Genomic DNA, 25,066 nt, shown 5'->3' with positions numbered 1-25,066 from the left:
GCAGCTCCCGCGACAGCATTTTTTCCTTTTCCCTACTCCCGTACTGCCCTACTCCCCTATTCCCTGCGAGCGAAGCGAGCACTTATGCCTTACGACCAGAAGAAGATCGTTGAAGCCCTGCGCGCCTTCGAGCGCGGCGAGATCGTCGTCGTCATGGACGATGACGGGCGCGAGAACGAGGGTGACCTGATCGTCGCCGCCGTCCATTGCACGCCGGAAAAGATGGCATTCATCGTGCGCAACACGTCAGGCATTGTCTGCACGCCGATGCCGCGCGAGGAAGCCAAGCGGCTCAACCTGTCGCCGATGGTGGCCGACAATGATTCTGCCCACACCACTGCCTTTACCGTCAGCGTCGACTTCAAGCACGGCACCACGACTGGCATTTCGGCGGACGACCGCACGCTGACGGTGCGCAATCTCGCCAATGGCAATGTCGGCGCGTCCGATTTCGTGCGCCCCGGCCACATCTTTCCGCTGATCGCGCGCGAAGGCGGCGTGCTGATGCGTTCGGGCCATACCGAAGCCGCAGTCGACCTCTGCAAGCTCGCCGGCCTGCCGCCGGTCGGCGTCATTTCCGAGCTGGTCAATGATGACGGCACAGTCATGCGCGGCCCGCAGGTGCAGGCCTTCGCCGAAAAGCACGGGTTGAAGCAAATCTCGGTCGCTGACCTCATCGCCTACCGGCAACGCAAGGAAACGCTGGTCGAACGCGTCGCCTGTTCCGACATCGAGACGCCCGGCGGCAAGGCGCAGGTCTTCACCTATACGCTGCCCTGGGATTCCATGCATCACGTGGCGGTCGTCTTCGGCGACATCCGCGACGGCGTCGAGGTGCCGGTGCGCCTTCATTCTGAGGACGTGGTGAGTGACGTCTTCGGCATCAGCCACAGGCTGGATGCCATCATGAAGGCGATGGGCGAGCGCAAGCGCGGCGTCATTGTCTATCTGCGTGAAGGCTCGGTCGGCGTCGCCCATCAGGAACGCAAGCGGCCGGCTGCCGGCGACCGCGAAGATCATGAAGAGGCGCGCCGTCGCGAAAACGAATGGCGTGAGATCGGCCTCGGCGCGCAAATTCTCAAGGATCTCGGCATTTCCTCGATCAATCTGATCGCCTCGCGCGAGCGCCATTATGTCGGTCTCGAAGGTTTTGGCATCCACATCGCCAAGACCGAGATTCTTTAGGCCATTCTCACGATGCTGGTATACGTCCGGCCCCGCCTCGGGACCGGACGCACCGGAAACTATTCCGCAGCGACCGCGGCTGCGTCGCATGCAGCCATGTCGCAGTCCGGCGCGGCAAGGCTGCGCTGGCCGGCGAGCACGATGACCAGCGCGATTGTGCCCGATGCCACCGATACCCAGAACCCGTTCTGCGCGCCGAAAGCGTCCACCACCCAGCCGGCGGCGAACGAGCCGAGCGCCATGCCGATGCCGATGCCGGTCATCACCCAGGTCACACCCTCGGTCAGCACCGCCTCGGGCACGCGCCGCTCGATCAGGCCGAATGCCGTGATGAAGGTCGGCGAGATCGCCACGCCGCTGACGAAGACGGCCAGTGCCAGCAGCGGCACAGTGTCGGCGACGAGCAGCGGCAGCGTGGTAAGCGCAATGATGGCGATTGCGATGGCAAGCTGAATTTGCAGCGGCACTTTCAGGTTCAGGGCGCCGATGATGATGCCGACGACGAACGATCCGAGCGCGTAGACGCCGATGACGAAGCTGGCCGCGCCCGGCTGGCCAAGCTCCTTGGTGATCGCCACGGTACTCACCTCCGTGGTGGCGAAGGTCGCGCCGATGAAGATCAGGGCCAAGGTGATGATCTGGACCGGCCGGAGGCGGATTGCCGAGCCGCCTGAACCATGTTCCACCGGTCGGGCTCGCGGTTCGGTCGAGCGCTGCAGGACGAAGGCCGTCGAACCGAAGGCGAGGAACAATGTGCTCGCGATCACTCCCGCTTCCGGGAAAAGCGCGACGCTCAGCCCCACCGACAGCGATGCGCCGGCGATGTAGACCAGCTCGTCCGCCGCCGACTCGAAGGCGAACGCCGTGTTCAACTCGGGACGGTTGCGAAAAATCTCCGTCCAGCGCGCGCGCACCATTGCCGGGATACTGGGCATGACGGCGGCGAGCAGCGCCGAGACGAATAGCGTCCATATCGGCCAATGCTGATTGGCCGCCGCAATCAGGATCGCGAAAGCGAGCGTGGAAATCACGGTGGTCGGCACCACGATCCGCGTCTGGCCGAGGCGGTCCACCAGTCGCGATACCTGCGGGGCGACGAAAGCGTTGGCCAGCGCATATGTCGCGGAGACGGCGCCGGCCAGCCAGTATTCGCCATCGGTCTGTGACAGCATGGCGACGATCCCGATCGGAGCCATGGCCATCGGCAGCCGGGCAACGAAGCCGGCGGCGGCAAAGCCCTTGGCGCCGGGCGCGCGAAAGATCTGCGAATAGGGATTTTGCATGGTCTGGCTCCTCGACAACGGCCGGTTCGGCGATTACATACGTAGCGTATGAGTTTAAATAGATCATACGCGGCGTATGTCAATTGGCATACGAAGCGTATGTTAATAGGGCCAGAGCATGCACAGACCACGCAAGGAGATGATTGCCGAGACCCGCGCCAAACTGATTGCCGCGGCGCGCCAGGCCTTCGGCACGCTCGGCTATGCCGAAGCCTCGATGGATGACTTCACGGCATCGGCCGGGCTGACGCGCGGTGCGCTCTATCACCATTTCGGCGACAAGAAGGGCCTTCTCCAGGCGGTCATCGCCGAGATCGACGCCGAAATGTCGGCCCGGCTGAAGGTCGTTTCGGCCAAGCCGGACAATCTCTGGCAGGGCTTTGTCGACGAATGCACCGCCTATATCGAGATGGCGCTGGAGCCCGAGATCCAGCGTATCGTGCTTCGTGACGGGCCGGCAGTGCTCGGCGATCCATCGCAATGGCCAAGCCAGAGCACATGCATCCGTTCGATGACAGAGAGCCTGCAAAGACTGCGCGACGAGGGGACAATTCTCGCCGTCGATCCCGAAGCCGCGGCAAGGCTGGTCAGCGGCGCCTCGCTGCATGCGGCGCAGTGGATCGCAAATTCGAACGATCCCGAAGCGACATCGAAGAAGGCAGTGAAGGCGTTCAAGGTTCTTCTGGAAGGACTGCTCAATCGCACCGGCAGGCTGCATCAACCTGATCGACCGTCGGCGATACAGCCCGAGGTTGACCGATCACCGGCCTGAGGTCATCTTTTCGCCAATGTCAGACAGCTCGATCCAGCCGAGGCCGGCCGCGTAAACCCTGTTGAACATCGCACCAGCGAGACGCGAAAACATGGCCAAAGCGGTAAGGCGCGCCTATATCGGGGGCATGGTCACGAGACTTTACACCCATCCGATTTTCCTCGAGCACATAACCCCGCCCGGTCATCCGGAGCGGCCGGACCGTCTGCGCGCCATAGAGCGTGTGCTTGACGACGAGGCCTTCGCGGCGCTCGATCGCGTCCAGGCGCCTGAAGGCGACGAGGCAACCATCCTCTACGCGCATCCGCCCGAATTCGCCGAACGTGTCCGCGCAGCGATACCGGACACCGGCATCGCCCGTATCGACGCCGACACCACCGCCAGCCCAAAGAGCTGGCAGGCGGCCGTGACCGCGATCGGCGCTGCCAACGCCGCTGTCGACGACGTCTTCACCGGCCGTGCCGACAACGTCTTCGTCGCCGCGCGGCCGCCCGGCCATCATGCCGAAAAGACCACCTCGATGGGTTTTTGCCTGTTCAACACCGCGGCGATCGCGGCACGCTACGCGCAGAAGAAGCATGGCGCCGACCGCGTCGCCGTCGTCGACTGGGATGTGCATCACGGCAACGGTACGCAGGACATCTTCTGGGACGATCCGTCAGTGCTCTATTGCTCGACACACCAGATGCCGCTTTACCCGGGAACCGGGGCCGCGAGCGAAACCGGCGCCGGCAACATCGTCAACGCGCCGCTGGCGCCGCAGAGCGGCAGCGACAGTTTCCGCGACGCCTTTCTGTCGCGCATCCTGCCGGCGCTCGACAATTTTGCGCCCGACCTCATCATCATCTCCGCCGGTTTCGACGCCCACCACCGCGATCCGCTGGCCGAGATCAACCTGACCGAGGATGATTTCGACTGGGCGACCGGCCAGTTGCTCGAACGCGCCGGACGCCATAGCGGCAACCGGCTCGTCAGCCTGCTCGAGGGCGGCTACGATCTGCAGGGATTGGCATTTTCAGTCGCCGCCCATGTTGGGCGGCTGATGAAGGGATAGACGATGGCTGGTGAGACCAACGAGGACGTTAAGGCGATGAGCTTCGAGCAGGCGCTCGAGGCGCTGGAGAGGATCGTCGACGATCTGGAGCGCGGCGACGTGCCGCTCGACCAGTCGATCCGCATTTATGAGCGCGGCGAGGCGCTGAAGGCGCATTGCGACCGGCTGCTGAAAGCGGCCGAGGACAAGGTCGAGAAAATCAGGCTGTCGCGCGACGGTAAGCCGGTGGGGACAGAGCCGCTGGATGCGGATTGAGGCACGGCCTCGAACGACAATTGTGCTTACCGGCTTTGGACATCATCACGATTGAGGATAAAACTCATACCGTTTGAAACGGCTCCAGGACGAGAGGAGATTGCGAACGATGTGCAGAAACATCAAAACCCTGTTCAATTTCGATCCGCCGGCAACCAATGACGAGGTCCGCGATGCGGCGCTCCAGTTTGTCCGCAAGCTGAGCGGAACGACGCGGCCGTCGAAACAGAACCAGCATGCGTTCGACCATGCCGTCGAGGCCATCGCCGCCTCGGCGCGCGAATTGCTCGACAGCCTCGAGACGACACAGCATCCGCGCAATCGCGAAGAGGTGGCGGCCAAGGCGAAGGCCAAATCTGCACTTCGCTTCGCCTGAGGGGACCGCGTGAGCTTCTTTCCCGGAAACGATCCGCAGATGGGCGATGCCTTCGCCAGCGATCAGATCGAACTGATGGTCATTCCGAACGCCAAGGACATCGGCGGATTTCAGGTTCGCCGCGCCTTGCCGACGGCCAGGCGCCGGCTGGTCGGACCCTTCATCTTCTTCGACCGCATGGGTCCGGCGGTTCTGCGGGCCGGCCAGGCGCTCGACGTCCGTCCGCATCCACATATCGGCCTGTCGACGGTGACTTACCTATTCGACGGCAAGATCAGGCACCGCGATTCGCTCGGCACCGAGATGGTGATCCAACCCGGCGATGTGAATTTGATGACCGCCGGCCGTGGCATCGTCCATTCGGAGCGCACGCCGGAAGAATTGCGCGGCGCGCCGATGTCGGTTTCTGGCCTGCAAACATGGCTGGCGCTGCCGGACGGCAAGGAGGAGGTCGCGCCGGTCTTCGAAAACACCGCGGCCCTGCGCCTGCCCGAAATCGACGCCGAGGGGGTTAGCGGTCGTATCGTCATCGGTGCGTTTTCCGGACTGCGCTCCCCGGTCGCCACCGCTTCGGACACGCTTTATGCCGATCTCAGGCTGGCGCCGGGTGCCAGCGTGAAGATCCCGGCCGATGCCGAGGAGCGCGCCATCTATACGCTGGAAGGCGAGGTTTCGATATCCGGTGACCGCTTCCCGGCCGAGCGGCTGCTGGTTTTCCGGCCTGGCGATGAGGTCGTTGTTTCATCGGAGGGCGGCGCCCATTTCATGCTGTTTGGCGGCGCTTCGCTCGGTTCGAAACGTTATATCTGGTGGAATTTCGTATCGTCCTCAAAGGAACGCATCGAGCAGGCGAAAGAAGAATGGAAGACAGGCCGCTTCGATATCGTTCCTGGAGACGAGCAAGAGTTCATCCCACTGCCCGAAAGCTGATGCGCGTTACCGCCACATTTACATTCGCCGGCCAGCGGCATATTTCACGATGAACAGAAAATCTGACCAGGCTCGCAAACAGTGAACGCAAAGCCCGATACGCCGCTTCTCGACAAGGTCCGCGTCCCAGCCGATTTGCGCACGCTTGCCGAAGGCGACCTGCCGCAGCTGGCGTCAGAGCTTCGCGCCGAACTGATCGACGTCGTCTCGCACACCGGCGGGCATCTCGGCGCCGGCCTTGGCGTCGTTGAACTGACCGTCGCGCTGCACTACGTGTTCAAGACGCCGGACGACCGGCTGATCTGGGACGTCGGCCACCAGGCCTATCCGCACAAGATTCTGACTGGCCGCCGCGACCGCATCCGCACGCTGCGGCAGGAGGGCGGCCTGTCCGGCTTCACGCGTCGCGTCGAGAGTGAATACGATCCGTTCGGCGCAGCCCACTCCTCGACCTCGATTTCAGCCGGCCTCGGCATGGCCATGGCGCGCGATCTGTCCGATGGCCGCAACAATGTCATTGCCGTTATTGGCGACGGCGCCATGTCGGCCGGCATGGCCTATGAGGCGATGAACAATGCCGGCGCACTCGATGCCCGGCTAATCGTCATCTTGAACGACAACGATATGTCGATCGCTCCGCCGACCGGTGCGATGAGCGCCTATCTGGCGCGGCTCGCCTCAGGCAAGACCTATCTTGGGTTGCGCGATTTCGGCAAGAAGCTGACGTCCTATCTCGGCGAGCGCGCCGATCGCGCCATCAAGCGCGCGGTCGAGCATGCGCGCGGTTACGTCACCGGTGGCACGCTGTTCGAGGAAATGGGGTTCTACCACATCGGCCCGATCGACGGTCACAACCTCGAGCACCTGATCCCGGTGCTGAAGAACGTCCGCGACAATGCCGACGGCCCGGTGTTGATCCACGTCGTGACCCAGAAAGGCAAGGGCTATGCCCCGGCCGAGGCGGCCGCCGACAAATATCACGGCGTCAACAAATTTGACGTCATTACCGGCGCCCAGGCCAAGGCGCCCGCCAATGCGCCGAGCTACACCAAGGTGTTTGCCGAAAGCCTGATCCAGGAGGCCCGAGAGGACGACCGCATCGTCGCCATCACCGCCGCCATGCCGAACGGCACCGGGCTTGATCTGTTCGGCGAAGCGTTTCCGGCGAGGACCTTCGATGTCGGCATTGCCGAGCAGCATGCGGTGACCTTCGCCGCCGGTCTTGCCACGGAAGGCTTCAAGCCTTTCGCTGCGATCTACTCGACCTTCCTCCAGCGCGCCTACGACCAGGTCGTCCACGACGTGGCAATCCAGAAATTGCCGGTGCGCTTTCCGATCGATCGCGCCGGCTTCGTCGGCGCCGATGGTGCCACCCATTGCGGCGCCTTCGACACGACCTTCCTGGCGACGCTGCCCGGTTTCGTCGTCATGGCGGCGGCCGATGAGGCCGAACTGCGCCACATGGTACGCACCGCTGCAAGCTACGATGACGGCCCGATCGCCTTCCGCTACCCGCGCGGTAACGGCGTTGGTGTCGAGATGCCGCAACGCGGCTCGGTGTTGGAGATCGGCAAGGGCCGGATCGTCAGGGAGGGCACCAAGGTAGCGCTGCTTTCCTTCGGCACCAGGCTGCAGGATTGCCTGGCCGCGGCCGAGGAGCTCGGCGCGGCAGGGCTTTCTACCACGGTCGCCGATGCCCGTTTTGCCAAGCCGCTCGACGAAGATCTGATCCGGCGGCTGGCCCGTTCGCACGAGATACTGGTGACGGTGGAAGAGGGCGCGGTCGGCGGCTTCGCCAGCCATGTGCTGCAGTTCCTGGCCCATGAAGGGCTGCTGGAGAGCGGCTTGAAGGTGCGCCCGCTGGTGCTGCCCGACGCTTTCGTCGACCATGCCAAGCCGGAAAAGATGTATGCCGACGCCGGGCTGGACAGCGCCGGCATCGTGCGCACCGTGTTCGTGGCGCTGGGGCACACAGCGCAGGCCCAGCGCGCCTAGCTTGGACGCATTCCGGCGACGCCGAAGCGATTCAACTTTGCTGCAAGATGCTAGTCTGAATCAAAATCTCAACTGCTTGAATCAAATCGCCGGCGGACGGTCGTAACATGCTGTTTACGCAGCCGTTTGGCGATTTGCTTACCGTGTTCTTTGGCCGTTCTTCAACGCTGCCCTGCTAGAAAGCGACCGGCAGGGGAATGAAGACCAATGAGATCGCTTTTGGGCGGCATCGCGCTAATGGCAATCTTCGCCGCGTCGGCCGCGGCCGAAACGCGCTACGACCGCAAACTCGAAAAGGCGGTGATGGGCATCGTCGCCGGCAAGATCGGCGAAATCCGTGGCGGCTTTTCCGACACGCAGGCGCCGCAATTCGTCGTCTGCCCCGACACCTTGCCGAAGGCGTCCATTTCCATTGACCGGCCGCGCACGCAGGTGTCCGGCGACAGCAGCGACGGTCTGACGCCGGCCGTCGAGCGGCGGGTTTCGCGGATCATATTCTAAAGCATGATCCCGAAGAGACGCTAGAAACTAGAACCACATATCCCGCACACAGCGACCATCTCTCGGTAAATCCTCGAATGTATCGAGACCATCGAAATGGTCGATCGGGAGATCGGCGACAGCCTCGGGCGGCGCAAGCCTCACATTGACGGCGATACGGTAGCGACCGGCGGCATCGGCATGCAGACCGCGCCATGCAAGGACGCAAGCGCAGGTTGGACAGAAGAGAATCTCAAGCGAAGGATGGGCCTTTCCGACGCGCGTATAGGCGCTTACAGGCCCCGCAAGGCGGATTCGTTCGTCGACATAGTCGTAAGCCCAGAGCGTGCCGTAGCGACGGCAAAGTGTGCAATTGCAGGCAGTGATCGAACCGGGATCGCCCTCCAGGGTCCAGTGGGCTGCGCCGCAGTGGCAGGTTCCCGTCAGCATGTTCCTCCTCCACGTTTCGACGGCTAAACGGCATCTCCTTCTTAGCATTGCGTCGGGTCTCGTGCGAGGTTCGACAAACAGCGCTGCGGCTGATGAGTTCACCCGCTTTTCCAACTATGCCTTCTCTCATCGCCAATATCCTTGCCATCATCGTTGGCTTTCGCCATGAAGGCCGATGACTTCCCTTCCGCCAGCCAGCATACGCCAGCGGCTCGACGAATTGCTCGTCCAGCGCGGTCTGTTTGCCAGCCGCTCGCGTGCCCGCGACGCGGTCGAGCGCGGCACCGTGACGGTCGACGGCATCGTCGCCCTCAAGCCGGGCCAGGCCGTTCTGCCTGAGTGCAACATCGTCGTTGACGATCCGGCGCAAGGTTACGTGTCGCGCGCTGCACTGAAGCTGAAGGCTGGTCTCGACCATTTCGCGCTCGACCCAACCGGCAGCGAAGCGCTCGATGTCGGCGCCTCGACCGGCGGCTTCACGCAGGTGCTGCTCGAACGCGGCGCGGCGCATGTCACGGCGATCGATGTCGGGCACGGCCAGATGCACTCCGACATTGCCGGCGATCCGCGCGTGACGGTAATTGAAGGCCTGAATGCGCGCGAACTGACTACCGCCGATCTCGGCGGCCGTGTGCCGGATTTCATCGTCTCGGATGTCAGCTTCATCTCGCTGAAACTGGCGCTCCCGCCGGCGCTTGCCTTGGCCAGGAACGGCGCAAAAGCTGTGTTTCTGGTCAAGCCGCAATTCGAGGCCGGCCGCGAGGCGATCGGCAAGGGCGGCCTGCTGAAGGACCCCTATGATGCGGCGCGCATTGCCGGCCTGATGCAGGACTGGCTCGACACCATTGCCGGCTGGCGCTCGCTGGGGCTGCATCTGTCGCCGATAGAGGGCGGCGACGGCAACCGCGAGTTCCTGCTCGGCGGCATCAAGGACACCGAGACCCAGAAGCGATGAGCACCCGTTTCACGATCGCAAAATTGGGCTCGCAGGGCGACGGCATCGCCGAGACGGAAACCGGCGAGGTTTTCATTCCGTTCGCGCTGCCGGGAGAGGTCGTCACCGCCGCGCGGGAGAAAGATCGCGCTACCTTGATGTGGGTGCTTGAGGCTTCGCCGCTGCGGGTCGATCCGCCGTGCCGGCATTTCGGCGCGTGCGGCGGCTGCGCCGTCCAACATCTCGAGACTGAAGCCTATCACCAGTGGAAGCGCGAAAAGGTAGTGCATGCGCTGAAGAGCAAGGGCATCGCTTGCGATGTCGGCGCGCTGGTGCCGTGCGCGCCGCACACGCGCCGCCGCGTCGTCTTCACCGCCCGGCGGAGCGAGGCGGGAATGCAGTTCGGCTTCGTTCGCGCGCTGTCGTCCGAAATCATCTCCATCGAGGAGTGCCCGATCTCGGCGCCGCAGATCGTCGCTGCGCTCGACCGTTTGAGGATGCTTGCCGGACTGATCAGCACCACGACCAAATCGTTCCACATGGCGGTGACGGTAACCGGTTCCGGCCTCGATGTCGCGGTTCACGATTCCGGTAAGCTCGGCGAGAACCAGCGCCGCGTCGCCTCCAACTTCATCATCGCCGAGGGGCTAGCCAGGCTGTCGGTCGACGGCGAGATCATTATCGAACCAAAGAAACCGGTCGTCCTGTTTGGTGGCGTCGCCGTTGCAGTGCCTCCGGGCGCTTTCCTGCAGGCGACCGAGGCCGCCGAACAAGCGATGGCCGGCATTGTCGGCCAGCATCTCGCGCGTGCCAAAAAGGTCGCCGATCTCTTCGCCGGCTGCGGCAGCTTCGCACTGCGCCTGGCCGCAAGATCGGAAGTTCACGCGGTGGAAGGCGATGCGGCAGCACTCGCGGCGCTCGACCGGGCATTCCGTTTCGCCAGCGGCCTGAAGCGGGTGACCGGCGAACGTCGCGACTTGTTCCGGCGGCCGCTCACATCCAAGGAGTTGAATGCCTTTGACGGCGTTGTCTTCGACCCGCCTCGCGCCGGCGCCGAGGACCAGTCGAAGCAGATCGCGCGCTCCGACGTGCCGCTCGTCGCCGCGGTGTCCTGCAATCCGGTAACGCTGGCGCGGGACCTACGCATTCTCATGGACGGCGGCTACGCCCTGAAGAGCGTGACGCCGATCGACCAGTTCCTGTGGTCGCCGCATGTCGAGGCCGTGGCGCTGTTGGAGAAGCCGAGGCGAAGGCGCTAGCAGCATTTATGGGCGTGAAATGCGCACCAACAAAGCGCATTTGAACGTGCGTTGTTCAAAATGTGCTAGGAAATTGCAATGAGCACCAAAGCCTTTGAGATTTCGGCGTCGCGCTTCGGCGAGGAGCGGGCGCCGTTTCTCTCGCCAAGGCGGGTCGCTGAACTGCTAGGGGTCAATATGACAGAACTGGCGGGGCTGACCGGTCTCGCGCGCAACACGCTTGCCGCCAAATCCGGTGCGCGCAAGGTCGACGCCGCATTGAGTCCCATCGTCCGTATCCTGGCGACGGCCGGCGAGATGGTCGGTGATGAACATCGTGCGGCGATCTGGTTCAAGCATCAGCCGATCCCCGGTTGGGCCGGAAAGACCGCCTACGATCTGGTTCGCGAAGGTAAGACGGACAAGGTGCTTGCCTATCTGGAGGCAGTCCGCTCCGGCATCTATGCCTGAAACCAGGCTGACCCTGTGGCGCGCTTTTGTGCCGGGCTGGGCCCATCTGCCGCTTTCCGGTGACGGCGCGGCCCGCTTCGGCGGCCGCTGGAATCCGATTGGCGCGCTTTTGTCCAGCACCCGGCGCCGATTGCACGATTGAAGCTGTCAGGCGCCCGGCTGGCCGACCTGACAGACGCCGATACGCTGGTGCAGCTTGGTGTAGCGGCGGGCATTCACCGATGCGAATGGCGTGACATCGTGGATAGAGGCTGTGTGCTCGAGACGCATCAGCTGAGAGACCGCTTGCTTGGCGACGGGCTGCACGGCGTGATCTACCCGTCCTTCATGTCGCCCGGCGGCACATGCGTCGCGCTGTGGCGCTGGAACGAAAACGATGCTCCGCGTCTTGAAATCATCGATCCCGACCATCGCCTGCCGAAAACACCGGCTTCATGGCTTTAGGGCAATTCGAGCCGCGGCGAGCACACCCGCCTCCATCTCTTCCAACGTCTTCGGCCTGCCTCTGTGGGCAGGGATCCAAACACGTCCTCTGGCCGCGTTAGGGGCAAGACTGGAACAGGCAGTATGACTTGATCGTCGGTCGAACTGGTGACTTCTAGCTGTTCTCCGCCGACCATCACAATTTCCTCTCCCGACATAACAAAGATGCTGATCGCGCGCTGAATTCAAGGCTGCATAACCAGACGGTGCTAGCCTGCGCCTGAAAGGACGCGCTCGACGAAGGCAGGCACCACTTGTGTCGCCGGCCCTTCCATCTGCTCGTCGAAACGGGAGGCCCAGCCGGCGCATTTCAGATTGAGTTCGGCTGTTACGGCTCCGGCCGCGCGTGCCTCCTCCACGAAACCTGCTGCCGGGTAGACACTGCCGCTGGTGCCGATGGCCACGAACAGGTCGCAGCGCGTCAGCGCCTCGCCGATCTCCTCCATGCGGTAAGGCATTTCGCCGAACCAGACCACGTCAGGCCTCAATTGACCTTTTGCGCCACACGCTGGACAGGCCGAATGGGCAGCGATGTCGTCGGCCCAGGCGCTGCTTTGCCCGCAGCCCAGGCAAAGGGCATGGTCCAGTTCTCCATGCATATGGATCAGTTTGCGCGAACCGGCGCGCTCATGCAGGTCGTCGATATTCTGCGTGACGACGAGGACGTCGCCTGGGAATTTCTGCTCGAGCTTGGCCAGCGCGGCGTGCGCCGCATTTGGCTCGACGCTGCCCATCTGCCGCCGGCGCATATTGTAGAAATCCTGCACCTTTACGGGATCGCGCGCAAAACCTTGCGGCGTGGCCACGTCCTGCAGGTCGTATTTCGCCCAGACCCCGTCGGGATCCCGGAACGTGGCGACGCCCGACTCCGCCGAAATGCCGGCGCCTGTCAGGATGACGATTTTGGCTTTGGACATGGTCGAAGACACCGGCATCCGGAAACATCATTTAGAAGGCGATGTTACCGGAACGCGGCCGCCGCATCAAACCCTGGTGCCGCCGACCGTCATCTGGTTCATCCTGAGATGCGGCTGGCCGACGCCGACCGGCACACCCTGTCCGGCCTTGCCGCACATGCCGATGCCGGTGTCGAGCTTCATATCATTGCCGATCATCGAAACGCGATGCATCGCGTCCGGCCCGTTGCCGATCAGCATGGCGCCCTTGATCGGTTGCGTCACCTTGCCGTTCTCGATCATGTAGGCCTCGGTGCAGCCGAACACGAACTTGCCTGAAGTGATGTCGACCTGGCCGCCGCCGAACGACACGGCATAGATGCCGTTCTTGACCGACGCGATGATCTCGTCCGGCTCCATACCGCCTGCTGTCATATAGGTGTTGGTCATGCGCGGCATCGGCTCGTGTGCGTAACCTTGGCGCCGCCCGTTGCCGGTGGCTTTCATGCCCATCAGCCGGGCGTTCTGGCGGTCCTGCATGTAGCCGACCAGCTTGCCATCGTCGATCAGCACGTTATAGGCCGAAGGCGTGCCTTCGTCGTCGACGGTCAGCGAACCACGCCGCTCGGGCATGGTGCCGTCGTCAACGACAGTGACGCCTTTCGCTGCCACCTGTTGGCCAAGCAGGCCGGCAAAGGCCGACGTCTTCTTACGGTTGAAATCGCCTTCCAGCCCGTGGCCGACGGCCTCGTGCAGCATGACGCCCGGCCAGCCGCTCGACAGCACGATGTCGAAAGTGCCGGCAGGTGCTGGAACCGCTTCGAGATTGACGAGCGCTTGCCGCAGTGCCTCCTTGGCCGCGTGCTTCCAGCTGTCCTCGACCAGGAATTCGCCAAAATCCTTGCGGCCGCCCGTGCCGTAGGAGCCGCTCTCCTGACGGTCGCCGTCGCCGACCACCACCGACACGTTGATCCTGACCAGCGGACGGATGTCGCGCACCATCTGGCCGTCGGCGCGCACGATCTCGACATGCTGCCAGGAGGCGGCGAGCGACGCCGTCACCTGCCTGACGCGCGGATCCTCGGACCGCAGCCACGCGTCTATTTCCTGAAGCAGCTTGGCCTTGGCCTCGAAGGAAGGCGAGGGGATAGGGTTTCCGTCGCCGTAGAGATGGCGGTTGGTGCGGGCGGGCGCTGCGGCAAGCGTGCCGGAATAGCCGCTCTTCACCGTCGAAACGGCATCGGCGGCGCGCAGCAGCGAGGCTTCGGAGAGATCGCTGGAATGGGCGTAGCCGCTGGCTTCGCCGGCGACGGCGCGCAGGCCGAAACCCTGGTCGGTGTTGAAATTCGCCGTCTTCAGTTTGCCATTGTCGAACATCAGCGCTTCGCTCTCGCTGTATTCGAGAAACAGTTCGCCGTCGTCGGCGCCGTTGATAGTCTCGGCGACGATCTGCTTGATGCGATCGTCGGAAATGTCGAATTGGCCGATCAGGCTGTTCATGGCGTATCCGTTCGCAGGAGGATTGTTTCCCACGATGTAGGCGCGAAGGCCCGCACAGACAATCTGAAATGACATTCGCCGTGACCGCGGCCGGTCAACATCACTGGATCGTGCTACAACACCGCGTTCAGGGCAGGGCGGCAAAGCCGTCGGCGAAACCCTTGAGATCGACGGGAATGCCGATGCCTTCTTCCGGCGTCTGGAAGACGATGAAGGTGGCGGACGTTCCGGTCTTCAGCGTGTCGAGCAGCGGCTTTTCCAGGATGACCTCGGCATAGCAGCCGTCCTGGAAACAGCGCACGAAGTAGGCGCGGCCGATATCCTTGCCGTCGACATTGAGGCCGAGGCCGTTGGGCAACAGCACGCCGAGCGGCGCCAGCACACGCAGGATTTCGGCCTTGTTGTCTGCTGTGCGCAGCACGACGACGGAAAGCCCCATTTCCGGGCGGTCCTCGGCGACGACGTTCTGCATCATCACGCATTGTTCGGACGTAGCACCGGCCGGCGTATCGCAGATGATCGACCACGCCCCATGCGTCGACTTCACCGTGCCGCTTGGCTGCGCGGCATTGGCCAGGCCGGCGCCGGGCAAGGCTATTGCGGCGGCAACAAGGATGACCTTCGCCAAGGTTCTCGAAAGCCAAGGGTTCATGACGGCTCCATTGCGAATCACGGCACTTTAAGCCGCACTAAACCCAAGTAAAGGACGAGACCCCGGCGATCTGCCCCGACACAGGCGACAATGCGCTTTTCCGTGCCAATTTCGCCCTAATTGCGACGGTTCCGCGCGCCGCGCGGCTCATTCTACCCGGATGCCGCTCTGGTGATTCGCGGCGAGCTGTCACCGCACGAAGCCAGCGCCGCGCTTGCGCGCAAAAATGCCGCACGGGTTCCGGCGCTCCTTTCTTGCGGAGGCAAATAGAGTATGGTTTGAACCAGCCTTGAATTGTCCGGGATTCCCGTCCCGGCATTGTTCGACATTCTTGCGGTTCGATCGCGAGGAACTGGGAGATGACGAGGGCGATGAGAAAATTCCTGGCAACCGCCAAAATCGTAGCTAGTGCTGCTGCCACGTTGTTTGCCGCTGCATCCGCTCATGCAGCCCAGCCCCAACCGTGGGAAACCAGTTTTCAGCCTCCGGCAACCGACATCATGCGGCAGATCGAATGGTTCGGGAACTACTCGTTCGCGTTCATTATCGTGATCACCGCCTTGGTGCTTTTTCTGATCGCCTACTGCATTTTGCGGTTCCGGGCGAGCGTCAACCCGACCCCGTCGCGCACCAGCCACAACACGCTGATCGAGGTCATCTGGACTGTCGGTCCCGTCGTCATCCTGCTCTGTCTCGCCATTCCCTCGTTCCAGCTGCTGACCGCGCAGTACACGCCGCCCGAAGAAGCCAAGCTGACCGTCAAGGCGACCGGCAATCAGTGGAACTGGGACTACGAATACCAGGTCGACAACACGCTTTCCTTCAATTCCGCGATCCTTCAGGATGCCGACAGGGCTGCTGCCGGCAAGGAAGATCGCGCCGCGTATCCGCGCCTGCTCGCCGTCGACAATGAGATGGTGGTGCCGGTCAACACCATGACCCGCGTGCTGGTGACGGCGACCGACGTCATTCACGCCTTTGCCATGCCGTCCTTCGGCATCAAGACCGATGCGGTGCCGGGCCGCATCAACGAGGTGTGGTTCAAGGCCGATAAGGAAGGCCTCTATTACGGCCAGTGCTCGGAACTCTGCGGTAAGGACCACGCCTTCATGCCGATCGCCATTCGCGTCGTCTCCGATGCGCAATACAAGACCTGGCTGGCGGCAGCCAAGACCGACCTTCCCGGCGCCAACAAGGCGCTGATGGCCGAGGTCGATGGCACGAACAAGGTAGCGGCCGCCGGCAACTGATGTCGCGACCAGAAAAGATTCAGGGAACGGAGCCGACCATGGCAGACGCTGCAGCTCACGACGACCACGACCACAAGCCATATCATGGCTGGGTCCGGTGGGTGTATTCGACCAACCACAAGGACATCGGTACGCTTTATCTGATCTTCGCGATCATGGCGGGCTGCATCGGTGGCGCCTTGTCGGTCGTCATGCGCATGGAATTGCAGGAGCCGGGCATCCAGATATTCACTGGCCTGGCGCAGATGGTCTACGGCATGAACGGCGACGCCGCCATCGACGGCGGCAAGAGTATGTACAATGCTTTCACCACCGCGCATGCGCTGATCATGATCTTCTTCATGGTGATGCCGGCGCTGATCGGCGGCTTTGCCAACTGGATGGTACCGATCATGATCGGCGCGCCGGATATGGCCTTCCCGCGCATGAATAACGTGTCGTTCTGGCTGCTGCCGCCGGCTTTCATCCTGCTGATTTTCTCGGCCTTCGTCCCGAGTGCGCCCGGCGCCTATGGCGTCGGCGGCGGCTGGACGCTTTATCCGCCGCTGTCGACATCGGGCCAGCCTGGGCCGGCCATGGATCTGGCGATTCTTTCAATCCACATCGCCGGCGCCTCCTCGATTCTTGGTGCCATCAACTTCATCACCACCATCTTCAACATGCGCGCGCCCGGCATGACCATGCACAAGATGCCGCTGTTCGCCTGGTCGGTGCTGATCACCGCCTTCCTGTTGCTGCTGTCGTTGCCGGTGCTGGCCGGCGGCATCACCATGCTTTTGACCGACCGCAATTTCGGCACCACCTTCTTCGCCCCGGACGGCGGCGGCGATCCGATCCTGTTCCAGCACCTGTTCTGGTTCTTCGGCCATCCGGAGGTCTACATTCTGATCCTGCCGGGTTTCGGCATCATCAGCCACATCATCTCGACCTTTTCGAGGAAGCCGGTGTTCGGCTATCTCGGCATGGCCTATGCGATGGTTGCCATCGGCGCGGTGGGCTTCATCGTCTGGGCCCACCACATGTACACGACGGGCCTGTCGCTCGACACCCAGCGCTATTTCGTCTTTGCCACCATGGTCATCGCGGTGCCGACGGGTGTGAAGATCTTCTCGTGGATCGCCACTATGTGGGGCGGGTCGATTTCGCTCAAGACCCCGATGCTGTGGGCGATCGGCTTCATCTTCCTGTTCACCGTTGGCGGCGTCACCGGCGTGCAGCTGGCCAATGCCGGCCTCGACCGCCCGCTGCACGACACCTATTTCGTGGTCGCGCACTTCCACTACGTGCTGTCGCTGGGCGCGGTCTTCGCCATCTTCGCCGGCTGGTACTACTGGTTCCCGAAGATGACCGGCTACATGTATTCGCCGGTGATCGCCAACACCCACTTCTGGGTCACTTTCGTCGGCGTCAACCTGGTCTTTTTCCCGCAGCACTTCCTCGGTCTCTCCGGTATGCCGCGTCGTTATATCGACTATCCCGACGCCTTCGCCGGCTGGAATATGGTGTCGTCCTACGGCTCGTACATCTCGGCTGTCGGCGTCGTCATCTTCCTGTTCGGCGTCTTCGAGGCGTTCCAGAAGAAGCGGGTCGCCGGCGCCAATCCTTGGGGCGAGGGTGCGACCACGCTGGAATGGCAGCTGCCTTCGCCGCCGCCGTTCCACCAGTGGGAACAGTTGCCGAAGATCAAGTAGGCGGTTGCCTCCTTTAATACGGAACCGCCGGCCGGCCGGCGGTTTTGGCCAACGGAATGATGGACTTTAGTACGCATGGCCCTTGCCGAAGACGGACTGATTGACGAGCCGGGCTTCCGCATGTCGGAAGCGACGGCGGGCGATTTCTTCGCCCTGCTGAAGCCGCGCGTCATGTCGCTGGTGGTGTTCACCGCGTTTGTCGGCATGGTCGCCGCCCCGGTGACCATCAATCCGCTGCTGGCGGTGATAGCGATCCTGGCTATTGCCATTGGTGCTGGCGCATCCGGTGCGCTCAACATGTGGTACGACGCAGACATCGATGCGGTGATGACGCGCACCGCCGGCCGTCCCGTGCCGGCCGGCCGCATCCGGCCAGGCGAGGCATTGAGCTTCGGATTGGTGCTGTCGGTTCTGTCGGTGATGACGCTCGGCGTGCTGGTCAACTGGCTGGCAGCGTCGCTTCTAGCCTTCACCATCTTTTTCTATGCCGTTATCTATACGATGTGGCTGAAGCGCTGGACGCCGCAGAACATCGTTATCGGCGGGGCCGCCGGTGCCATTCCGCCGGTCATCGGCTGGGCGGCGGTCACCGGATCGATCAGCCTCGAAAGCTTGGTGCTGTTCCTGATCATCTTCCTGTGGACGCCCCCGCATTTCTGGGCGCTCGCACTGTTCAAGTCGGAGGACTACGCCAAGGCAGGTATTCCGATGATGCCGAATGTTGCCGGCCATCCCGCGACCAGACGCCAGATCTTTGCCTATGCGCTGGTCCTCGCGCCGGTTGGCGTGCTGCCATGGGTTCTCGGCTTCACCACGCCGGCCTATGGCATCGTTGCATTGCTGCTCGGCGCCGGCTTCGTCTGGTATGCGTGGAAGGTGCTGCAAATGGCCGATGACGACAGGGCGATGAGGCCGGCCAAGGCCTTGTTCGGCTATTCGCTGCTTTATCTCTTCGCCATCTTCGCCACCTACCTTGGCGATTGCGTCGTCGCGCGCGCGCTGACCATCGGTGGAGCATGAGCATGGTCGACAAGAAGCTTGAACTGGTCACGCTGACCGAACGTCAGCAGAAGGCCCGCCGCAATCGCTCGGCCGCAATCGGTTTCGCGCTGGCGGCGCTGGTCGTCATATTCTACGTCGCGACCATCGTGAAATTTGGTCACAGTTTCCCCGGCTCGATGTGAGCTGACGATGACCAGGCAAACAGTCACCGATCCTACGAAGAAAAACACGAACCGTGTCGTCGCCGGCGTCTGCATCGCGTTCTTCGGCGGCATGATCGGCATGGCCTACGCCGCGGTGCCGCTCTATGCGATGTTCTGCCAGGCGACAGGCTACGGCGGCACCGTCAAAAGGGCGACCCAGCAATATGCCGACCGGGTGCTCGACCGCGACATCACCATCCGCTTCGATGCCAACACGGTCGGGGTTCCCTGGCAATTCCAACCGGTCGCCCGCTCGATCACCATCAAGATCGGCGAGACCGCCGAGGCGCATTTCAGCGCGACGAACAAATTCAGCCGGCCCATCACCGGACGGGCCACCTTCAATGTACAGCCTGAGCTGGCCGGACCTTACTTCAACAAGGTCGAGTGTTTCTGCTTCACCGACACGACGCTGAAGCCGGGCGAGACACTGGACATGCCGGTCGTGTTCTATGTCGATCCCGACATCGTCAACGCGCCGGAATTGAAGGATTTGAGGACGATTACCCTGTCCTACACGATGTTCCCGGTCGACAAGACCAAGCCGGTCGCATCATCGGTGCCGGCCGACGGCCGCCGCAACAAGATTTCAGATACCGAAGCAAGCCTCGGGGGTTGATATGGCAGACGCACACGCAAAACCACAACATGACTACCACCTCGTCGACCCGAGCCCGTGGCCTTTCCTGGGCTCCGTCGGGGCGCTGGTGACCGCGTTCGGCGGCGTCTGTTACATGCAATACCTCAAGGGCGGCGATTTCCCGATCTTCGGTTTCAATGTCGCCAATCCATGGCTGTTCTTCATCGGCCTGCTGATCGTCATCTACACGATGTTCGCCTGGTGGTCGGATACGATCAAGGAAGCGCATGAGGGACACCACACCCGTGTCGTGTCGCTGCACCTGCGCTACGGCATGATCATGTTCATCGCCTCCGAGGTGATGTTCTTCGTCGCCTGGTTCTGGGCCTTCTTCGACGCCAGCCTGTTTCCGGGCGAGGTCCATCAATACGCCCGTACCGCCTTCACCGGCGGCGTCTGGCCACCCAAGGGCCTCGAAGTTCTCGACCCCTTCCATCTGCCGCTCTACAACACCGTCATCCTGCTTCTGTCGGGCACCACGGTGACCTGGGCGCACCACTCGCTCATCCACGGCGACCGCAAAGGCCTGATCAACGGCTTGGTGCTGACCGTCGGCCTCGGCATGCTGTTCACCATGGTGCAGGCCTACGAGTACATGCACGCGCCGTTCGGCTTCAGGGATTCGATCTACGGCGCCACCTTCTTCATGGCGACCGGCTTCCATGGTTTCCACGTCATCATCGGCACGATCTTCCTGCTGGTCTGCCTGATCCGCGCCATGAAGGGCGACTTCACGCCCAAGCAACATTTCGGCTTCGAGGCCGCCGCCTGGTACTGGCACTTCGTCGACGTGGTGTGGCTGTTCCTGTTTGCCTCGATCTACGTCTGGGCATCGAACGGCGCGATGATCGAACCGCACTGAGATCGAGCTGAGGAAATCGACAAGGCGGCTGCGGCGACGTGGCCGCCTTATCTTTTGCGGCAAATGCTCCTAGGATGACCTCATGAGCGACGACAAGGCGATCTGGCCACCAATCGATGCGATCTCGGCCGGCCTGCATGGCCGCTGCCCCCGCTGTGGCGAGGGCAAGCTGTTCTCAGGGTTCCTCACGGTCGGCAATCGCTGCACCAATTGCGGCCTCGATTATTCCTTCGCCGATGCCGGCGACGGGCCGGCGGTGTTCGTTATCCTGATCATCGGCTTCATCGTCGTCGGCCTGGCGCTGTGGATGGAGGTGACGCTCAATCCGCCGCTCTGGCTGCATCTGCTGCTGTGGATTCCGCTGACGCTTGTGCTTTGCCTGGCGGCGCTCCGGCTGATCAAGGGCGTGCTGCTGACGCTGCAATACCGCAACAAGGCGGCCGAGGGCCGGCTGGATCGCGGCGAATGAGCGAGGCATCGGGTTCGGTGGCCGGCCGGTCGCGGCCGAAGCGCGCATTGGCGCTCGCCCTGGGTGTCGTCCTGTTTTTGATACTGCTGGCGCTCGGCACCTGGCAGGTTCAGCGCCTGCACTGGAAAGAGGGCCTTCTCCAGACGATAGACCAGCGCACGCATTCGGCGCCTGTGCCATTGGCCGAGGTCGAAAAGCGGTTTGCTGCCACCGGCGACGTGGACTACACGCCGGTAACGGTGACCGGCACTTTCCGGCATCAAGGCGAGCGGCATTTCCTCGCCACCTGGGAAGGCCAGTCCGGTTTCGACGTCTTCACGCCGCTGCAGCTCGACGATGGCCGTTTCGTACTGATCAACCGCGGCTTCGTGCCTTACGATTTCAAGGACCCAGCCAAGCGGCCGCAGGGGCAGGCGACGGGCGAAGTGACGGTGACGGGGCTCGCCCGCAACCCGCTGCCGGCCAAGCCCTCGATGATGCTTCCCGACAATGATCCGCATAAGAACATCTTCTACTGGAAAGATCGTGACGCGATGGCCTCGAGCGCCGGCCTGCCGGCAGGTGCGGCGCTGGTGCCGATCTTCATCGATGCGAACGCCGTGGCTAACCCCGGCGGGCTGCCGGTTGGCGGTGTCACCGTCATCGACCTGCCGAACAGCCATCTGCAATATGCGATAACCTGGTACGGCCTTGCCGCCGCCCTTGCCGGTGTCCTCATCTCCTGGCTCCGCCGCCCGGCGAAAGACCAATGATCGCCGCCACAACCCTTGACAGGGCAGGGTCGCACACCTCATTTCGCGCCTTGAGCTCAGAAGTCATAACCGGATCAACCGGCCTACAATCAGCGTAAGATGCAATCATGCTTCACACAAAGCCACCGCTGACCATCCGGCTTTGCCAGCCGCGCGGTTTCTGTGCGGGCGTCGACCGTGCCATCCAGATCGTCGTGCTGGCGCTGAAGAAATACGGCGCGCCGGTCTATGTCCGCCACGAGATCGTGCACAACCGCTACGTCGTCGAAGGGCTGCAAAGCCTCGGCGCGGTGTTCATCGAGGAACTCTCCGAGATCCCGCCCGAGCATCGCCAGAGCCCGGTCGTCTTTTCGGCGCATGGCGTGCCGAAATCGGTGCCGGCAGACGCCCAGTCCCGCAATCTCTTCTATCTCGACGCGACTTGCCCGCTGGTCTCGAAAGTCCATAAGCAGGCGATGCGCCATCAGCGGCTTGGCCGCCACGTGCTCTTGATCGGCCATGCCGGGCACCCGGAGGTGATCGGCACAATGGGCCAGTTGCCGGACGGCGCGGTCACTCTGGTCGAGACCGAGGCCGACGCCGCAAGCTTCGTGCCTGCAGACCCGCAAGCGCTCGGCTTCGTCACCCAGACGACGCTGTCGGTCGAGGACACCGCCGGTATCATTCGCGCCCTGCAGCAGCGTTTTCCCGAGCTGCATGCGCCGGCGGCGGAATCGATCTGCTATGCCACCACCAATCGCCAGGAAGCGGTCAAGGAAACAGCGGCCGGCGCCGATCTCTTCCTGGTCGTCGGCGCACCTAACTCCTCCAACTCGCGACGCCTGGTCGAAGTGGCCGAGCGCGCCGGCGCTTCGATGTCGCTTCTCGTGCAGCGCGCCTCCGAAATTCCGTGGAATGACATTGCCGGCATTTCGACGCTCGGCCTGTCGGCGGGCGCCTCGGCGCCGGAGATCATCGTCGACGAGATCGTCGATGCTTTCAGGCAGCGCTTCGACGTGACCATCGAGCTGGCCGTGACGGCGACCGAGACGGAGGACTTTCCGGTGATGCGGGTGTTGCGCGATGTCGAACTGACGGCAGCCGACATGGCCTTCGTCAACGGAGCCGCGTAGCAACGATGGCGGTCTACACGGACGTCAATGAGGGCGAGCTCGGCGCATTCCTCAGGAACTATCCGATCGGCGACCTCTTGTCCTACAAGGGCATCGCCGAAGGCACCGAAAACTCGAATTTTCTGCTGCACACCAGCTTCGGCTCCTACATCCTGACGCTTTACGAAAAGCGCGTCGACAAGGCTGACCTGCCGTTCTTTCTCGGCCTCATGGCCCACCTCGCCAGAAAGGGCATTTCGTGCCCGCTCCCGGTCACCGCACATGATGGCGGTGTGATCGGAACACTTGCCGGCCGGCCGGCGGTCGTCATCACCTTTCTCGAAGGCCTGTCGCTGCGGCGGCCGATGGCTGCGCATTGCGGCGAGGTCGGCAAGGCGCTGGCGGCACTGCATCTCGCCGGCGCGGATTTTCCGATGACCCGCCCCAACGCCCTTGCCATCGATGGCTGGCGCAAGCTGTGGAACGCCGCCCGCGCCCGCGCCGACGAGGTCGAGCCGGGACTGGCGGCCGAGGTCGATGCCGACTTCGCTGATTTCGAGCGGAACTGGCCGAACGGTCTGCCGCAAGGCATCATCCATGCTGATCTTTTCCCGGACAATGTGTTCTTCCTCGGCGAGAAACTGTCCGGGCTGATCGACTTCTATTTCGCCTGCAACGACCTCTACGCCTATGACGTTGCCACGTGCCTCAACGCCTGGTGCTTCGAGAAGGATTTTTCCTTCAATCTGACCAAGGGCACGGCGCTGCTTGCCGGCTACCAGAGCGTGCGGCCGTTGAGCAGTGACGAGAAAGCCGCGCTGCCGATGCTGGCGCGCGGCTCGGCGCTGCGCTTCATGCTGACCCGCCTCTACGATTGGCTGACGGTCCCGGACGGCGGGCTGGTGATGAAACGCGACCCGACCGAGTATATCCGCCGGATGCGCTTCCACCGGGCGATCAATTCTCCTTCCGAATATGGACTGACATGACCAAGCGCGTCGAAATCTTCACCGATGGTGCCTGTTCGGGCAATCCCGGGCCTGGCGGCTGGGGCGCAATCCTGCGCTTCAACGGCGCCATCAAGGAGCTCCATGGTGGCGAGGCTCTGACCACCAACAACCGCATGGAGTTGTTGGCTGCCATCTCGGCGCTCAATGCGCTCAAGGAGCCTTGCGTCGTCGACCTCTATACCGACAGCAACTACGTCAAGGACGGCATTTTCGGCTGGATCGATGGCTGGAAGCGCAACGGCTGGAAGACCGCCGCCCGGCAGCCGGTGAAGAATGCCGAGCTGTGGCAGCAGCTCGACGCGGCGCGCAACCGCCACCAGGTCACCTGGCATTGGGTCAAGGGCCATGCCGGCCATCCCGAGAACGAGCGCGCCGATGAATTGGCGCGGCTCGGCATGGCGCCATTCAAGACGAAGTCGGCGAAACCCGTGCTCGCCTCCGTGCCGCCGAAGCAAGGCACCCAGTCCAAGCAATCGGCGGCCAAGAAGGTTCGGCGCTCGACCCAGAGTTATTGATCCGGTTGAGCTGGCGTGTCAGCGGATCAGAAGGGCGGTGCCGAACAGTCCGAGTGCGAACACCGTATGCGACACAAGATTGAGGGCGCGGACCTGCATCGGATTGGGGCGCTTCGAAGCAGCCCAGCCCGCACCCATGCCGGGCGCCAGCAAAAACCACCCGGCGCCGACTGTGACGATGCCGAGGATAAAGGCTGGCAGAAAGGTCGGCGCGGTGAGCCAGGCCGTTCCGGCCAGCACGACCAGTATGATGCCGTAGACGATGCCGACAGCATAATGAAAGGCCCAGCCAAGCGCTGATTCATGGGCGTGGGGCGAGGCATCGCCAATGTCGTCATGGAAGACCTTGCCTTCCCTGAGATGCCAGACCCAGCGGCCGACCAGCCCCCAGTTCGGCCGCGGTTGAGCAAACGCCTTGTTCAGGAAAATCGCCCAGATATCCATAAGCGCGGTTGCGCCGATACCGATCGCGACGCTGCGCCAGACGATGTCAGACATAATCGAGGTCCCCAAAAGCAAGCAGTCCCGAAGGGCCGACGCATGGCCCCGAAAGCCGGGTTGGCTTTCGGAAGGATCATGCGCCGATGCAAAAGTCAGCGTCCTTGGACGTTGAGCGCTCGAAGGCGC

28 protein-coding genes and 1 pseudogene are annotated in these 25,066 nt (G+C 62.9%); 23 read left to right on the top strand and 6 right to left on the bottom strand.

Features of this window, described 5'->3' with window-relative positions; all coding sequences use genetic code 11:
- The first annotated feature begins 84 nt into the window (after positions 1-84).
- On the top strand, positions 85-1,185 hold the full coding sequence (gene ribB, locus NKH21_RS04325; protein ID WP_352660979.1) for a 3,4-dihydroxy-2-butanone-4-phosphate synthase: 1,101 nt from the start codon (positions 85-87) through the stop codon (positions 1,183-1,185).
- Between the two features lie 59 nt (positions 1,186-1,244).
- Here the strand turns inward: ribB and NKH21_RS04320 are convergent, their stop codons facing one another.
- Complete coding sequence (locus NKH21_RS04320) at positions 1,245-2,468, bottom strand: MFS transporter (RefSeq protein ID WP_352660982.1); 1,224 nt, start codon at positions 2,466-2,468, stop codon at positions 1,245-1,247.
- A 118-nt stretch (positions 2,469-2,586) separates the two neighbouring features.
- Between NKH21_RS04320 and NKH21_RS04315 the strand changes: the two genes are divergently transcribed.
- The 7 genes from NKH21_RS04315 to NKH21_RS04285 all read left to right on the top strand — a co-directional run bounded on the left by NKH21_RS04315 (position 2,587) and on the right by NKH21_RS04285 (position 8,351).
- Positions 2,587-3,240 (top strand): TetR/AcrR family transcriptional regulator, encoded by a 654-nt coding sequence (locus NKH21_RS04315; protein WP_352660984.1) that lies wholly within the window; start codon positions 2,587-2,589, stop codon positions 3,238-3,240.
- A 127-nt stretch (positions 3,241-3,367) separates the two neighbouring features.
- Complete coding sequence (locus NKH21_RS04310; protein ID WP_352661335.1) at positions 3,368-4,294, top strand: histone deacetylase family protein; 927 nt, start codon at positions 3,368-3,370, stop codon at positions 4,292-4,294.
- Positions 4,295-4,297: 3 nt separating this feature from the next.
- The gene (locus NKH21_RS04305) at positions 4,298-4,549 is read left to right on the top strand and encodes an exodeoxyribonuclease VII small subunit (protein ID WP_031211056.1); all 252 of its coding nucleotides are present in this window, start codon (positions 4,298-4,300) and stop codon (positions 4,547-4,549) included.
- 109 nt (positions 4,550-4,658) lie between these two features.
- Positions 4,659-4,925, top strand: a complete 267-nt coding sequence (locus tag NKH21_RS04300) for a DUF2277 domain-containing protein (protein WP_023716908.1) — start codon at positions 4,659-4,661, stop codon at positions 4,923-4,925.
- A 9-nt stretch (positions 4,926-4,934) separates the two neighbouring features.
- Positions 4,935-5,855 (top strand): pirin family protein, encoded by a 921-nt coding sequence (locus tag NKH21_RS04295; protein WP_352863201.1) that lies wholly within the window; start codon positions 4,935-4,937, stop codon positions 5,853-5,855.
- Positions 5,856-5,936: 81 nt separating this feature from the next.
- The gene (dxs, locus tag NKH21_RS04290; protein WP_352863199.1) at positions 5,937-7,850 is read left to right on the top strand and encodes a 1-deoxy-D-xylulose-5-phosphate synthase; all 1,914 of its coding nucleotides are present in this window, start codon (positions 5,937-5,939) and stop codon (positions 7,848-7,850) included.
- A gap of 207 nt (positions 7,851-8,057) precedes the next feature.
- Entirely contained in the window at positions 8,058-8,351 is a 294-nt protein-coding gene (locus NKH21_RS04285; RefSeq protein ID WP_352660988.1) for a hypothetical protein, read from the top strand.
- A 27-nt stretch (positions 8,352-8,378) separates the two neighbouring features.
- On the opposite strand, the gene NKH21_RS04280 is transcribed toward NKH21_RS04285, so the two are convergent.
- Positions 8,379-8,780, bottom strand: coding sequence for a GFA family protein (locus tag NKH21_RS04280; protein WP_352660991.1), 402 nt, complete (start codon positions 8,778-8,780; stop codon positions 8,379-8,381).
- A gap of 175 nt (positions 8,781-8,955) precedes the next feature.
- Here NKH21_RS04280 and NKH21_RS04275 point away from each other — a divergent pair, with 175 nt between their 5' ends.
- The 4 genes and pseudogenes from NKH21_RS04275 (at position 8,956) to NKH21_RS04260 (ending at position 11,867) form a co-directional block, all read left to right on the top strand.
- Complete coding sequence (locus NKH21_RS04275; RefSeq protein ID WP_352660994.1) at positions 8,956-9,735, top strand: TlyA family RNA methyltransferase; 780 nt, start codon at positions 8,956-8,958, stop codon at positions 9,733-9,735.
- Complete coding sequence (locus tag NKH21_RS04270; protein ID WP_352863196.1) at positions 9,732-10,973, top strand: class I SAM-dependent RNA methyltransferase; 1,242 nt, start codon at positions 9,732-9,734, stop codon at positions 10,971-10,973. Before NKH21_RS04275 ends, NKH21_RS04270 begins: the two co-directional genes overlap by 4 nt.
- A 78-nt stretch (positions 10,974-11,051) precedes the next feature.
- A complete protein-coding gene (locus NKH21_RS04265) occupies positions 11,052-11,423 on the top strand; it encodes an antitoxin Xre/MbcA/ParS toxin-binding domain-containing protein (RefSeq protein WP_352660999.1) in 372 nt (123 codons plus the stop codon).
- Positions 11,389-11,867: pseudogene (locus NKH21_RS04260) on the top strand (RES family NAD+ phosphorylase). The gene NKH21_RS04265 and the pseudogene NKH21_RS04260 overlap by 35 nt, the downstream one beginning before the upstream one ends.
- Positions 11,868-12,115: 248 nt before the next feature.
- On the opposite strand, the gene NKH21_RS04255 reads toward NKH21_RS04260, so the two are convergent.
- The 3 genes from NKH21_RS04255 to NKH21_RS04245 all read right to left on the bottom strand — a co-directional run bounded on the left by NKH21_RS04255 (position 12,116) and on the right by NKH21_RS04245 (position 14,954).
- A complete protein-coding gene (locus NKH21_RS04255) occupies positions 12,116-12,823 on the bottom strand; it encodes an NAD-dependent deacylase (RefSeq protein WP_352661002.1) in 708 nt (235 codons plus the stop codon).
- A gap of 66 nt (positions 12,824-12,889) precedes the next feature.
- Complete coding sequence (gene tldD / locus NKH21_RS04250; RefSeq protein WP_352863193.1) at positions 12,890-14,302, bottom strand: metalloprotease TldD; 1,413 nt, start codon at positions 14,300-14,302, stop codon at positions 12,890-12,892.
- Between the two features lie 127 nt (positions 14,303-14,429).
- Positions 14,430-14,954, bottom strand: a complete 525-nt coding sequence (locus NKH21_RS04245; RefSeq protein ID WP_254818452.1) for an invasion associated locus B family protein — start codon at positions 14,952-14,954, stop codon at positions 14,430-14,432.
- A gap of 371 nt (positions 14,955-15,325) precedes the next feature.
- Here NKH21_RS04245 and coxB point away from each other — a divergent pair, with 371 nt between their 5' ends.
- The 11 genes from coxB to rnhA all read left to right on the top strand — a co-directional run bounded on the left by coxB (position 15,326) and on the right by rnhA (position 24,439).
- Positions 15,326-16,204, top strand: a complete 879-nt coding sequence (coxB, locus tag NKH21_RS04240) for a cytochrome c oxidase subunit II (protein WP_352489615.1) — start codon at positions 15,326-15,328, stop codon at positions 16,202-16,204.
- A gap of 38 nt (positions 16,205-16,242) precedes the next feature.
- Positions 16,243-17,895 (top strand): cytochrome c oxidase subunit I, encoded by a 1,653-nt coding sequence (ctaD, locus tag NKH21_RS04235; RefSeq protein ID WP_292657466.1) that lies wholly within the window; start codon positions 16,243-16,245, stop codon positions 17,893-17,895.
- 75 nt (positions 17,896-17,970) lie between these two features.
- Positions 17,971-18,915 carry a heme o synthase gene (locus NKH21_RS04230; RefSeq protein WP_352661009.1) on the top strand — a complete coding sequence of 315 codons (945 nt, stop codon included), beginning with the start codon at positions 17,971-17,973 and terminating at the stop codon, positions 18,913-18,915.
- Positions 18,912-19,079, top strand: coding sequence for a cytochrome c oxidase system small membrane protein (locus tag NKH21_RS04225; RefSeq protein WP_502903347.1), 168 nt, complete (start codon positions 18,912-18,914; stop codon positions 19,077-19,079). Before NKH21_RS04230 ends, NKH21_RS04225 begins: the two co-directional genes overlap by 4 nt.
- Before the next feature lie 7 nt (positions 19,080-19,086).
- Positions 19,087-19,719, top strand: a complete 633-nt coding sequence (locus NKH21_RS04220) for a cytochrome c oxidase assembly protein (protein WP_292657471.1) — start codon at positions 19,087-19,089, stop codon at positions 19,717-19,719.
- A gap of 1 nt (position 19,720) precedes the next feature.
- Positions 19,721-20,602: a cytochrome c oxidase subunit 3 gene (locus tag NKH21_RS04215; RefSeq protein ID WP_023674137.1), complete on the top strand. Its 882-nt coding sequence runs from the start codon at positions 19,721-19,723 to the stop codon at positions 20,600-20,602.
- 82 nt (positions 20,603-20,684) lie between these two features.
- Positions 20,685-21,071 carry a DUF983 domain-containing protein gene (locus NKH21_RS04210; RefSeq protein ID WP_352661012.1) on the top strand — a complete coding sequence of 129 codons (387 nt, stop codon included), beginning with the start codon at positions 20,685-20,687 and terminating at the stop codon, positions 21,069-21,071.
- Positions 21,068-21,823 (top strand): SURF1 family protein, encoded by a 756-nt coding sequence (locus tag NKH21_RS04205; protein WP_352661014.1) that lies wholly within the window; start codon positions 21,068-21,070, stop codon positions 21,821-21,823. The genes NKH21_RS04210 and NKH21_RS04205 overlap by 4 nt, the downstream gene beginning before the upstream one ends.
- A gap of 107 nt (positions 21,824-21,930) precedes the next feature.
- Positions 21,931-22,935, top strand: a complete 1,005-nt coding sequence (gene ispH, locus NKH21_RS04200; RefSeq protein WP_352661017.1) for a 4-hydroxy-3-methylbut-2-enyl diphosphate reductase — start codon at positions 21,931-21,933, stop codon at positions 22,933-22,935.
- Positions 22,936-22,940: 5 nt separating this feature from the next.
- Entirely contained in the window at positions 22,941-23,903 is a 963-nt protein-coding gene (locus NKH21_RS04195; protein WP_352661020.1) for a homoserine kinase, read from the top strand.
- Complete coding sequence (gene rnhA, locus NKH21_RS04190) at positions 23,900-24,439, top strand: ribonuclease HI (protein ID WP_352489622.1); 540 nt, start codon at positions 23,900-23,902, stop codon at positions 24,437-24,439. Before NKH21_RS04195 ends, rnhA begins: the two co-directional genes overlap by 4 nt.
- A gap of 18 nt (positions 24,440-24,457) precedes the next feature.
- Here the strand turns inward: rnhA and NKH21_RS04185 are convergent, their stop codons facing one another.
- Positions 24,458-24,937: a DUF2938 domain-containing protein gene (locus tag NKH21_RS04185; RefSeq protein ID WP_352661024.1), complete on the bottom strand. Its 480-nt coding sequence runs from the start codon at positions 24,935-24,937 to the stop codon at positions 24,458-24,460.
- Positions 24,938-25,066: the final 129 nt, after the last annotated feature.

This window comes from Mesorhizobium sp. M1329, assembly GCF_040318035.1.
In the GTDB taxonomy this organism is placed as follows: domain Bacteria; phylum Pseudomonadota; class Alphaproteobacteria; order Rhizobiales; family Rhizobiaceae; genus Mesorhizobium.
This window is presented reverse-complemented; position numbering and strand designations above follow the sequence as displayed.